Genomic DNA, 11,654 nt, shown 5'->3' on the forward strand with positions numbered 1-11,654 from the left:
CGGCCGCCGGCACCATATTTCGGTTGTCACGAACGGATCGGCATCCGAGGATGCCGGTACAGTTCGGCTCGACGATCACGTACAGGGGTGGGGGATTTGCTGCAGCGGGGGGACGTTTTCGCCGGATACACCATCGAACGGCTGCTGGGGAGGGGCGGGATGGGCGCGGTGTACCTGGCGCGGCATCCCCGGCTGCCGCGCTGGACCGCGCTCAAACTCCTGAGCCCGGAGCTGTTCGCCGACACCGAGATTCGCGGCCGCTTCGAACGCGAGGCCGAGGCGGTGACCCGGCTGGAGCACCCGAACATCGTCGCCGTGCACGATCGCGGGCTCGAACTCGGCGGGCCGTGGATCGCCATGCAGTACATCGACGGGACCGACGCCGAATCGGTGCGCGTGCCGCCCGCCGGCGCCATCCGGATCGTCACGCAGGTCGCCGCGGCCCTCGATCACGCCCACACCCGCGGCGTCCTGCACCGCGACGTGAAACCCGCCAATATCCTGCTGGAACACGGGCATTCCGAGCGCGCGCTGCTCACCGACTTCGGCATCGCCCAGCTGCACGACGCCGCCACCCGGCTGACCCGCACCGGCACCTTCACCGCCACTCTCGCCTACGCCGCGCCCGAACAGCTGGTCGGCCACCCCCTCGACCATCGCACGGACCAGTACTCCCTGGCCTGCACCCTCTTTCACCTGCTCACCGGCACGCCGCCGTATCCCGCCGACAACCCGGCCGCCATCATCCAGGCCCATCTCCGGGCCGGCGCGCCCTCGGTCCGCCGCCACCGGCCCGACCTGCCTCCGGCACTCGACGCGGTCCTCGCCACCGCACTCGCCAAGAAACCGTCCCAGCGCTACCCCTCCTGCACCGCCTTCGCGCATGCCGCCCAGCAGGCTCTGACCGCCACCGCCCGGGTCGCGCCGGCCTCGCCCGCGGCGCCCGCACCCGCCCGGTCCGGACCGGGCGCATCCCCTTGGCCCGCAGGCGGAATGCCGTCCGCGCCGGAACGTCCGCCCGTCGACGCGGTGCCGCCCGGCAACCCGGCGATGAACCAGGGCGTGTATGGCGGTGGGCCCGTGCCGACCACCCCGTGGACCGGGCTCGCCGGGAATGTGCCGCCGAATGCGGGCCGGGGACCGGTGGCGGGATTCGCGCCGCCGCCCGTCCAGCGGCAGTTGCACCTGTCCACGGCCGCCTCGCTGCTGCTGTCGGTCCCCGCGGCCCTGACGAGTCTGCTCATCGTGCTGACCCTCGGGGCGACGCTGGGCGGGGTGTGGGCCCTGCTGATCACCCTGGCCTGGCTGGCGTCCGGGGGACTGGTGTTCGTGCCCGCCGTCGAGAACACCTTGGCGCGTTGGTATTACCGGGTGCGGCGGCCACTGCCCGAGGAGGCGGCGCTGCTCGGCACGGCCTGGAACCGGGTGACCGCGCGCGCCGGCATCAACGGGGCCGAATACTCACTGTGGGTGGAGGATTCGCGGCAGATCAATGCCTTCGCGGCGGCCGGGCACCTGGTGTCGGTGACCCGCTGGTCGCTGACCAGCCTGCTGCCCCAGCAATTGGAGGCCGTGCTCGCCCACGAACTCGGCCATCATCTGGGCGGCCACGCCGCGGCACGATTGCTGGCGCACTGGTACTGCACGCCCGCCCGCGTGGCCTGGCGCTGGGGACTCTTTGCGGTGACCGGGATTTCGGCCGTGCTGAGTCGGCTGGCCCCGCTGCTGTGGCTGGTCTTCGCCTGCTGCGGCCTCGGCATCGTCGGCGGCGTGTTCCGCGCCGGGGAGCGCGCGGTCGGCCCGGTCGGTGCGACCGCCCTGGTGCTGCTCCTGCTGGCCCTGCCCTTCCTCCAGGCCGCCCTGTCCCGCAACGAGGAACTCCGCGCCGACCGCACCGCCGTCGACCTCGGCTACGGGCCGGCCCTCTACTCCGTCCTGGAATCGTGGGCCCACCGCGAAATGGCCGCGGGCCCGCAACCGCTCCGTGCCGGCCTGCTCAGCAGCCACCCGGCCTCCGTCGACCGCATGCGTGCCGTTCATGCCCGCATACAGACTCTCACCCCGCCGCTGTCCTGAAAGCCCTTCTCCGCGGGCCTGTTCGCCGCGTCGGTCGGGCCGCGCAGACGAGCGCCCCGCACCTCGGGTGAGGATCTCCGCCGGGGCGGAGCCGGTATCGGTGCGGGCCGACGCGAGTGAGCGGTCAGAAGTCGCCGCCGCCACCGCCGAAGTCGCCACCGCCGCCGAAGTCGCCGCCCCCGCCGGAGTCGCCGCCCCCGCCGCCGAAGTCGTAGTCTCCGCCGCCCCCGCCCCACTGCTGCGGGCCGGGGTCGTAGCCACCGCCGGACTCCGGGGGCGGGCCGTAGTCGTGGCGCTCGCGCTCCTCGTGTTCGCCTTCCATCCGGCCGAGTTCATAGCCGAGCAGACCGCCGCCGATCGCGCCGCCGACCGCGCCGAGACCCGCGGCCGCGCCGGTGCTCATGCCGCCCCGCCCGCCGCCGTAGGGCGGATTGCCGTACCCGGGAGCGCCGTAGCCGGGACCGCCTGGGGCATAGCCGCCACCGAAACCGCTGCCGTCGAACTGCGCGGGCGGGGGCGGCGGATTGCCGCGGCGGCGGCGGAGGAACGCGACGACCGCCGCGATGATGCCGCCGATGACCACGATCGGGCACAGCAGGCCCAGCCAGCCCCAGCCGCTGCTCTTGGACTCGGGCTTGGCGGCGGGCGCGGGCGCCGGATTGCCGGCCCGGGCGCTGGTGGGCGCGGCCTGGTCGGTCGCCGACTTCAGCGCACCGAGTGCCGCGACGGTCGCGCCCGTGTAATCACCGCTGCCGAAGGCGTTCTTGAATGCCGTTCCGGCGGAACCGGTTTCGCGAATATGCGAGTTCGAGCCGGTGCGGATCGACAGGAACTTGGATTTGGTGTTGATGGCCAGCACCACGTCCGCCGGATCCTTGACGTGGCTCTGCGCCTCCTGATCGAACTTGCCGTGATCGTCGGAGAACTTCTCCGTGGTGAAGATCTGCACCGGATTCGACAGCTGGTTCGCCGCATTCGTCACCTTGGCGACATCCAGCACCTTGGAGTCGTCGTGCACGGTGACCGGTCCGGCCGCGGCCGTCCCCGTCGCCAGCAGGATCACCCCCAGTAAGGCCGACAGCAGTAATACGAGACGCTTGACCATCTTGCTTTCCTTTCCGGGCGACCTTCCGCCACGGCACCGCTCCGCCTCCCCGCCCTTCGGACACTACGGCTTCACGCCCTCCCCCGCTTACCCCGTTTCCTGTGGCTTCTATCGCAGACCCCGGCTGTTGACCCCGGACGCATCCGAGACAATGGGCCTCGACGAGTCAGGAAGGGAGCGCGGCGTGGCCACAGTGGTCCGGGCGACCATCAAGCCCGGCAGCAAGAAGGGACCCCTGGTCGAGATTCTCGACGATGGGGCGCTGCAGCTGTACGTGCGCGCCCCGGCGGTGGAGGGCAAGGCCAACAAGGCCGCCATCGAGCTGCTGGCCGCCCACTACGGGGTCCCCAAGTCCGCGGTCCGCCTGACCGGCGGCGCGACCTCCCGCTTCAAACGCTTCGAGATCGACGACTGACCGGGGACCGGAGAACTCAGACCGCGCCCGGAAATCCCAGCTGCCGCCAGGCTTCGTACACGGCGACCGCCGCGGCATTGGACAGATTCATCGAGCGACGGCCCGGCAGCATCGGAATGCGCAGCTGCTCGGTGACCCGCGTATCGGCGAGCACCTCCTCGGGCAGCCCGGTCGGCTCGGGCCCGAACAGCAGCACATCGCCCGAGCGATAGGCGATCTCGGTGCTGTGGGTGGTGGCGGTCGCGGTGAACGCGAAAACCCGTTCGGGTTCGATCGCATCCCAGGCGGCGGCGAGATTCGGGTGCACGGTGACGACGGCCAGGTCGTGGTAGTCCAACCCGGCCCGGCGTAGCTTCGGCTCGGACAGGTCGAAGCCGAGCGGTTCGATCAGGTGCAGTTCGCAGCCGGTGCCGGCCGCCAGCCGAATGGCATTGCCGGTATTCGGGGGGATGCGAGGTTCGAAGAACACGAGATGGAACACGGGCTCCAGCATCGCAGAGGGCCGGATAAGCTCGTGCGGTGAGTCCAGCCCATGCCGCACCCGAGAGCCGTAGCAGTCGTGCGGGGGAGTTCGTCCGGGAGAATCTGCCCATCCTGCTGGTGGCGGTGGTGCTGGTGGTGGCCGTGGTCTTCCTGGCCTGGGACCGCTGGCGGCGCGGCACCTTCTTCTTCGGCGGCGGGACGCTGCTGGCCGCGGCACTGCGGCTGGTGCTGCCGACCGACCGGGCGGGTCTGCTCGCGGTGCGCAGCAAGGGCTTCGACGTGGCCTGGCTGACGGTACTGGGCGGCGCGATCATCGTGCTGGCCGCGACCATCAGCAGCCTCGGCGTCACCTAGACCGCGCCGAGGTCGGGGCCGCGACCGGGAGGTCGCGGCGCTGGGTATTCGATCGGAGAGGGTTTGCCGCCGGGGGTGAACCCGCGGCGCTGGGGGATTGCTAGACCGAGGTCATGCGGCGGCCGAGTTCACGGCGCAACACTTCCTGGTCGGGGAGTCTGTGCAGGACACGGAGTATGGCCGGGCGAAGTTCACGCTGCTCGTCCTCGGAGAGCAGATCGACGAGATCGCGTAGATCCATATCATCGAATGCGGCGGTCATGCCTGAATACATTACGTGTGCGGGGCCTTCCGCACACGTATTCCGCGCAGCCGGTTACGGAGGCGTCATCTGGGCGAAACCGGAAGCACGTCAGGGCAATTCGCGCGAAACGGACGTGATACGCGAGGTAACGCGCCTCCGGACGGGCAGCGGAGATGCAGCGAACGGGCAGTGCTGTTTCAGCGGTCGGACCCGCGCTGGGCGCGGGCCAGATCCATCGTCTCGAGCATGAGTTTGCCGACGGCCTCGGTCTCGGTCAGGAAGCCGTCGTGGCCGTCCCGGGACCGGATGATCTCCAGGCCCTTGGAACCCGGCAGCAGATCCGCCAGCTCCTGCAGGGTGCGCAGCGGGAAGAGCCGATCCGAGTCCACCCCGCCGACCACGCACGGCACGGGCGTCGACCCCAGCGCCGCCGCGATGCCGCCGCGGCCCCGGCCCACGTCGTGGCGGTTCATGGCCTCGGTGAGCAGCACGTAGGTGGCCGGGTCGAAGCGGGAGATCAGCTTGTCGGCCTGGTACTCCAGGTAGCTCTGCACCGCGTAACGCCCACCGGCCCAGGGGTTCTCGTCGCCCTGGGCGTGGTTCTCGAAGCGGTGGTCGAGCTCGAACTCGGTGCGGTAGGTCAGGTGCGCGATCCGGCGGGCGATGCCCATGCCGGTCATGGGCGCGCGCCCGGTGCCGTGGTAGTTGCCGCCCTGCCAGTCCGGATCGGCGGTGATGGCCGCGATCTGGGTGGTCTGGGTGCCGATCTGGTCGGCGGTGCCGCGCGGGCCGACCGCCAGCACCAGCGCCGCGCCGACCCGCTCGGGCCTGGCGATCATCCACTCCAGCACCCGCATGCCGCCCATGGAACCGCCCACCACGGCGGCCAGGCGGTCGATGCCGAGCAGGTCGAACAGCGTGATCTCGGCGGTCACCTGATCACGGATGGAGATCTCGGGAAACCGTGCGCCCCAGGGCTTTCCGTCCGCGGCCAGCGAGGACGGGCCGGTGCTGCCCTTGCAGCCGCCGAGCACGTTGGTCGCGATGACGCACCATTCGCGGGTGTCCACCGGCGCGCCGGGGCCCACGATGCCGTCCCACCAGCCGGCCTGGCCGTGATGTGCGTCGGCGGGGCCCACCACATGCGAGTCGCCGGTCAGCGCGTGCTCCACGAGCACCACGTTGTCCGCGTTCGCCGATAGTTCGCCCCACCGTTGTACCGCCAGCGTCACATCGGGAATGACGGCTCCGGTCTCGAGCTCGACATCCCCGATGGCGATGCTGCCGAGCGTCCCGTCCGGCGGCGGCAGCAGGAGCTCCGCCGCGTGACGGGATGTGCTCGATTCGATGTTCACGGTCAACTTGCCGCCGCCGTCAGTCCGGCGCGCAGATCCGCCAGGATGTCGCCGATGCCCTCGATACCCACGGCCAACCGCACCAGACCAGGGGTGACACCGGATGCCAGTTGCTCGGCGGGCGTCAGTTGGGAATGCGTGGTGGAGGCCGGGTGGATGACGAGCGAGCGCACATCCCCGATGTTAGCGACATGGCTGTGGAGCACCAGCGCCTCCACGAACTTCTTACCGGCGTCCACGCCGCCCGCCAGTTCGAAGGAGACGATGGCCCCGACGCCCTTGGGCGCCAGCTGTTTGCCCCGCTCGAACCAGGGCGAGCTGGGAAGTCCCGCGTAGTAGACCTTCTCGACGCCGGGCTGCTCGGCCAGGAACTCGGCGACCGCCTGGGCATTGGCCACGTGCCGCTCGACCCGCAGGCTCAGCGTCTCGATGCCCTGTGCGATCAGGAAGGCATTGAACGGGGAGACCGCCGCGCCCAGATCGCGCAGCAGCTGCACCCGCGCCTTGAGCGCGTAGGCCGGCGCACCGAGATCGGCGAACACGGCGCCGTGGTAGCTGGGGTCCGGGGTGGTGAAGCCGGGGAAGCGGGACTCGCCCGCCGCGTCCCGCACGGTCCAGTCGAAGGCGCCGCCGTCCACGATCACGCCCGCGACCGCGGAGCCGTGCCCGCCCAGGTACTTGGTGGCCGAGTGCACGACGATGTCGGCGCCCAGCCGCAGCGGCTGGATCAGGTACGGCGTGGCGACGGTGTTGTCCACGATCAGCGGCAGGCCCGCCGCATGCGCGACCTCGGCGATGCCCGGGATGTCGAGCACCGAACTGCTCGGATTGGCGACGGTCTCGCCGTAGAACGCCTTGGTGTTCGGCCGCACGGCCGCGCGCCACTGCTCGAGATCGTCGGGATCCTCGACGAAGCTGACCTCGATGCCCAGCTTGGGCAGCGAGTAGTGCAGCAGGTTGTAGGTGCCGCCGTACAGGTGCGGGCTGGCCACGATGTGGTCGCCGGCCTGCGCCAGGTTCAGGATCGCGTAGGTCTCCGCGGCCTGGCCGGAGGCCAGCAGCAGCGCGGCCACGCCGCCCTCGAGCGCGGCGATGCGCTGTTCCACCGCGTCCTGGGTGGGGTTCATGATGCGGGTGTAGATATTGCCCGGCTCGGCCAGCCCGAACAGCGCGGCGGCGTGATCGGTGTCGCGGAAGGCGTAGGAGGTGGTCTGGTAGATGGGCAGGGCGCGGGCTCCGGTGGCCGGATCGGGAGCCTGGCCGGCGTGAATCTGCTTGGTCTCGAAGGACCAGCCGGCCGGATCCAGGGTGCCGTCAGCCGCGACGGCCGCGGGCGCGGTCGAGTCACTCATGTGTTCTGCTCCAAAGACAAGGTCGCCGAATGGCGGAAGTTTGACGTTATCGAGAGGCGAATGGGCTTCGACAACAACACATTTCGGTAGACCTCCTAGTTGCGCTTGCGCTCGGCCTTCGAGCGCCCGGTCTGCACCCGGAGCACCCCACCGCAGCTGGAGGGTTGCCGATCAGCAAGCCGGGGCCTTAACGCTGATGCTCTTGACCTGTTGCGCGATTCTAACGGGCGGACGCCGCTGTTTCGGAAGTGGGGCCGCACACAACAGGGGCCGCGCAGGTGCGGACGAATTCGTGATAGGCGGCGACCACGGCGTCCGCCATGCCGCGCGGTGACTGGATCAGACGCTCGTCGGCGAAGCCGTCCGCGCCGTCCGATTCGGTACCGGCGCGCATGATGGCGTGGAAGGTGCCGAGCAGCAATCGAACTCGCAGATCCTCGACGGTGGTGCCGAGTCGTTCGGCCAGCACCTGCGCGGTCTGCTCGGTCTTGTTCTCCGAGGCGGCCATGCTGCACGCCCGCACCGCGGCGGTGGCCCGGATGATGCGCTGCATCTGCTGGAACCAGCGGAAGGGCAGCGGTTCGTCGTGTTCGATGACGCGGTCGACGATGGCCAGGAAGCTGTCCAGCAGCGCCTTGAGCTCGTTGCCGGTGCTGGGCTGCTCGCGCAGCGCGTCGGCGTGCGCCCGCGCCCAGTCGGCGATGGGCGCGATGACGATGTCTTCCTTGCTCTCGAAGTACCGGTTCACGGTGCGCGGTGAGACGTCGGCCTCGTCGGCGATCTGTTCCACGGTGGTGGCGTCGAAGCCCTGCTCGTCGCACAGCCGCAGAGCGACGTCGACGATCCGCGCCCGGGTCTGTTCCTTCTTCCGCTCACGCAGTCCCGGCCGGTGACGTGCGATCGCACCGAGGTGGGTTGACAACTCCGACATGCCTCCATGGTAAGGGTTCGAGCCCATTTCCTGTCTAAGTATGCCAACTGACGCAGTGCGACAAATTTCCCTTGACGTCAATTGGCGTCAGGGGTCAAGATTGTGGAGGGTGTCCCGGACCGTCCGTGAGGAGACGACATGACCGCCGCGACAGCAACACTCGAATCTGACGAAAGATCAAGTAAGACAAGTGATTCCAGGCGCTGGTGGGCCTTGGGCGTGATCGCCATGGCCCAGCTCATGGTGGTGCTGGACGCCACCATCGTCACCATCGCGCTGCCGTTCGCTCAGCAGGACCTGCACATCAGCGACGGCGACAAGCAGTGGGTGCTCACCGCCTACACCCTGATCTTCGGCGGCCTGCTGCTGCTCGGCGGCCGGCTCGCCGACTACCTCGGCCGCCGCCGCATGCTGATGATCGGCCTGGTCGGCTTCGCCGGAGCCTCGGCGCTGGCGGGCCTGGCGCAGAACGCCGCCGAGCTGTTCATGGGCCGCGGCCTGCAGGGCGCGTTCGGCGCGCTGCTCGCGCCCGCCGCCCTGTCCCTGGTGTCGGTGACCTTCACCGAGGCCAGGGAGCGGGCCCGGGCCTTCGGCGTGTTCGCGGGCGTGTCGGCGGGTGGCGCGGCCATCGGCCTGATCGCCGGCGGTGCGCTCACCGAGTACGCCAACTGGCGCTGGTCGCTGCTGGTGAACACGCCCGTGGCGCTGCTGGCGCTGGTCGGCGCGTTCGCCTTCGTGATCAAGGATGTGCCGCTGCCCCGCACCGGCGGCTACGACCTGCCGGGCGCGGTCACCGCGACCCTGGGCCTGATCTCCATCGTGTACGGCTTCAGCCGCGCGGCCTCCGACGGCTGGACCGCCTCCACCACGCTGGCCCTGCTCATCGCCGGGGTGGCGCTGCTGGCGGCGTTCGTGGCCATCGAGCGTCGGTCCGCGAATCCGCTTCTGCCGCTGCGTATCCCGGGTGAGATCAACCGGGGTGGGTCCTATCTGGTGGCGCTGCTGGTGCCGATCGCCATGTTCGCCATGTTCCTGAACCTGAGCTTCTACCTGCAGATCACCCAGGGCTACTCGGCGTTGAAGGCCGGCGTGTCCTTCCTGCCCTTCCCGGCCGGCATCGTGGTCTCGGCGGGCATCGCCTCGGCCCTGCTGCCCCGGATCGGGCCGCGGCCGCTGATGCTGGCGGGGTCGATCCTCGGCGCCGCGGGCCTGCTGTGGCTGGCGCAGCTGGAGTTCGGCGACAGCTACGCGGGTTCGCTGCTGCCCGCCATCATCCTGATCGCGCTCGGTATGGGCGGGCTGTTCGTGTCCATGCAGACCACGGCGCTGCACCAGGTCGACGAGCGGGATTCGGGTGTGGCCAGCGCCCTGCTGAATGCCGCTCAGCAGGTGGGCGGTTCGATCGGCACTGCCTTGCTGACCACCATTTCGGTGCAGGCCGCCGAGCGGTACGCGCGCAACAACGCGGGCGTGGATCACGTGCTGCAGCGGGCCGCGATCCACAGTTATGACGTGGCCTTCTACATCGGCGCGGGATTCTTCCTGCTGTGCATTCCGATCGTGGCCTTCATGGTCCGGGACAAGCCGCAGAATCTGCTCGAGGGCGCGGAGCACGTGCACGTGGGTGTGTGAACGATCGAATTCTCATTCGCGGGTCGCGACAACCTGCAATCCGCGGTTCGCGGGTTTGGGGGTTGCCGCGGTCCGCGGGTTTTCGCATCCTGGAAAGTGCGGAAAGTCACGCGAAAAGCTACTAATCGGTAACCGCACTGAATCCCGCACAGCGGGGGCCACCCGCGCGGTGAGATCGATAGCAGCAGTACGCTTGTCTTGCTTGACGCCACAGCGTACGTGGACTTGGCACCACAGGTCCCGTGCCGAGCGCCATGCGTATACGTTGTCTGTTGAACAGCTGGGGTCCGCTACAAGCGGTGCTCACCGGCCGTGCAATGGGAGCACCACCTTCCTAGGAGGACACGAAGATCCATGTCCAAGATCAAGGTTGAAGGGACCGTCGTCGAACTCGATGGCGACGAGATGACCCGGATCATCTGGCAGTTCATCAAGGACAAACTGATCAACCCGTATCTCGATGTGAACCTCGAGTATTACGACCTCGGCATCGAGTACCGCGACAAGACCGATGATCAGGTGACCATCGACGCCGCCAACGCCATCAAGAAGCACGGCGTGGGCGTGAAGTGCGCGACGATCACCCCCGATGAGGCCCGCGTCACGGAGTTCGGCCTGAAGAAGATGTGGCGGTCGCCCAATGGCACCATCCGCAACATCCTCGGCGGCACCATTTTCCGCGCGCCGATCATCATCTCCAATGTGCCGCGACTGGTTCCGGGCTGGACCAAGCCGATCATCATCGGCCGCCACGCCTTCGGTGACCAGTACCGCGCCACCGATTTCAAGGTGCACCAGGCGGGCACCGTCACCCTGACCTTCACGCCCGAGGACGGCTCCGAGCCGATCCAGCACGAGGTCGTCCGCATGCCGGAGGGCGGCGGCGTGATCATGGGCATGTACAACTTCCAGGACTCCATCCGGGACTTCGCGCGGGCCTCGCTGAACTACGGCCTGCAGCAGAACTACCCGGTGTACATGTCGACCAAGAACACCATCCTCAAGGCCTACGACGGCATGTTCAAGGACACCTTCCAGGAGGTGTTCGAGACCGAGTTCAAGGACGAGTTCGACGCGGCCGGTCTCACCTACGAGCACCGCCTCATCGACGACATGGTCGCCTCCGCGCTCAAGTGGGAGGGCGGCTACGTCTGGGCCTGCAAGAACTACGACGGCGACGTGCAGTCCGACACCGTGGCGCAGGGCTTCGGCTCGCTGGGTCTGATGACCTCCGTGCTGCTCACCCCGGACGGCCGTACCTGTGAGGCCGAGGCGGCGCACGGCACCGTGACCCGGCACTACCGTCAGCACCAGCAGGGCAAGCCCACCTCCACCAACCCGATCGCCTCGATCTTCGCGTGGACGCGTGGCCTGGCTCACCGTGGCAAGCTGGACAACACCCCCGAGGTGATCGGCTTCGCCCAGACGCTCGAGGACGTCGTCATCAAGACGGTCGAGTCCGGCCAGATGACCAAGGACCTCGCGCTGCTGGTCGGCGGCGACCAGGGCTACCTGACCACCGAGGAGTTCCTCGGCGTGCTGGACGCCAACCTGGCTCGCGAGCTGCGCTAGGAATTCCCCGCGCTCGGGGAAGGAAGAACTCCCGCGGACGTTCCGACGTCCTGGGAAGACGCGCCGACGAACGTGAACAGCGCGAAGCGGTGAAGATGGCGGCCGGGACCACAGTCCCGGCCAGGACCATTCACC

At 69.0% G+C, this 11,654-nt stretch carries 11 protein-coding genes and 1 riboswitch; of the genes, 5 read left to right on the top strand and 6 right to left on the bottom strand.

Annotation, left to right across the window (positions count from 1 at the left end; translation table 11 throughout):
* The first annotated feature begins 87 nt into the window (after nt 1-87).
* The gene (locus ON33_RS37945) at nt 88-2,076 is read left to right on the top strand and encodes a protein kinase domain-containing protein (RefSeq protein ID WP_051151650.1); all 1,989 of its coding nucleotides are present in this window, start codon (nt 88-90) and stop codon (nt 2,074-2,076) included.
* Between the two features lie 124 nt (nt 2,077-2,200).
* Here ON33_RS37945 and ON33_RS39330 read toward each other — a convergent pair whose 3' ends face one another.
* Nucleotides 2,201-3,181, bottom strand: coding sequence for a hypothetical protein (locus ON33_RS39330; RefSeq protein ID WP_051151651.1), 981 nt, complete (start codon nt 3,179-3,181; stop codon nt 2,201-2,203).
* 151 nt (nt 3,182-3,332) lie between these two features.
* Between ON33_RS39330 and ON33_RS04965 the strand changes: the two genes are divergently transcribed.
* Nucleotides 3,333-3,596, top strand: coding sequence for a DUF167 domain-containing protein (locus ON33_RS04965; protein WP_051151652.1), 264 nt, complete (start codon nt 3,333-3,335; stop codon nt 3,594-3,596).
* 16 nt (nt 3,597-3,612) lie between these two features.
* Here ON33_RS04965 and ON33_RS04970 read toward each other — a convergent pair whose 3' ends face one another.
* Entirely contained in the window at nt 3,613-4,077 is a 465-nt protein-coding gene (locus ON33_RS04970) for a tRNA (cytidine(34)-2'-O)-methyltransferase (protein ID WP_040855798.1), read from the bottom strand.
* Nucleotides 4,078-4,115: 38 nt separating this feature from the next.
* Here ON33_RS04970 and ON33_RS04975 point away from each other — a divergent pair, with 38 nt between their 5' ends.
* Entirely contained in the window at nt 4,116-4,433 is a 318-nt protein-coding gene (locus tag ON33_RS04975; protein WP_051151653.1) for a DUF3017 domain-containing protein, read from the top strand.
* A 100-nt stretch (nt 4,434-4,533) separates the two neighbouring features.
* On the opposite strand, the gene ON33_RS42195 is transcribed toward ON33_RS04975, so the two are convergent.
* The 4 genes from ON33_RS42195 to ON33_RS04990 form a co-directional block, all read right to left on the bottom strand.
* Complete coding sequence (locus ON33_RS42195) at nt 4,534-4,695, bottom strand: hypothetical protein (protein WP_169336776.1); 162 nt, start codon at nt 4,693-4,695, stop codon at nt 4,534-4,536.
* A 179-nt stretch (nt 4,696-4,874) separates the two neighbouring features.
* Nucleotides 4,875-6,038: a homoserine O-acetyltransferase MetX gene (metX, locus tag ON33_RS04980; RefSeq protein ID WP_083868599.1), complete on the bottom strand. Its 1,164-nt coding sequence runs from the start codon at nt 6,036-6,038 to the stop codon at nt 4,875-4,877.
* Entirely contained in the window at nt 6,035-7,384 is a 1,350-nt protein-coding gene (locus ON33_RS04985) for a bifunctional o-acetylhomoserine/o-acetylserine sulfhydrylase (RefSeq protein ID WP_051151654.1), read from the bottom strand. The genes metX and ON33_RS04985 overlap by 4 nt, the downstream gene beginning before the upstream one ends.
* A 96-nt stretch (nt 7,385-7,480) precedes the next feature.
* A riboswitch (SAM riboswitch) is annotated at nt 7,481-7,592 on the bottom strand.
* A gap of 12 nt (nt 7,593-7,604) precedes the next feature.
* The gene (locus ON33_RS04990) at nt 7,605-8,315 is read right to left on the bottom strand and encodes a TetR/AcrR family transcriptional regulator (RefSeq protein WP_051151655.1); all 711 of its coding nucleotides are present in this window, start codon (nt 8,313-8,315) and stop codon (nt 7,605-7,607) included.
* Between the two features lie 138 nt (nt 8,316-8,453).
* Here ON33_RS04990 and ON33_RS04995 point away from each other — a divergent pair, with 138 nt between their 5' ends.
* Both ON33_RS04995 and ON33_RS05000 read left to right on the top strand, forming a co-directional pair.
* Entirely contained in the window at nt 8,454-9,947 is a 1,494-nt protein-coding gene (locus ON33_RS04995; protein WP_040855682.1) for an MFS transporter, read from the top strand.
* Between the two features lie 354 nt (nt 9,948-10,301).
* Nucleotides 10,302-11,519 carry an NADP-dependent isocitrate dehydrogenase gene (locus tag ON33_RS05000; RefSeq protein WP_040855683.1) on the top strand — a complete coding sequence of 406 codons (1,218 nt, stop codon included), beginning with the start codon at nt 10,302-10,304 and terminating at the stop codon, nt 11,517-11,519.
* The last annotated feature ends 135 nt before the right edge of the window (nt 11,520-11,654 follow it).

It is taken from the genome of Nocardia niigatensis NBRC 100131 (assembly GCF_000308655.1).
Lineage (GTDB): Bacteria > Actinomycetota > Actinomycetes > Mycobacteriales > Mycobacteriaceae > Nocardia > Nocardia niigatensis.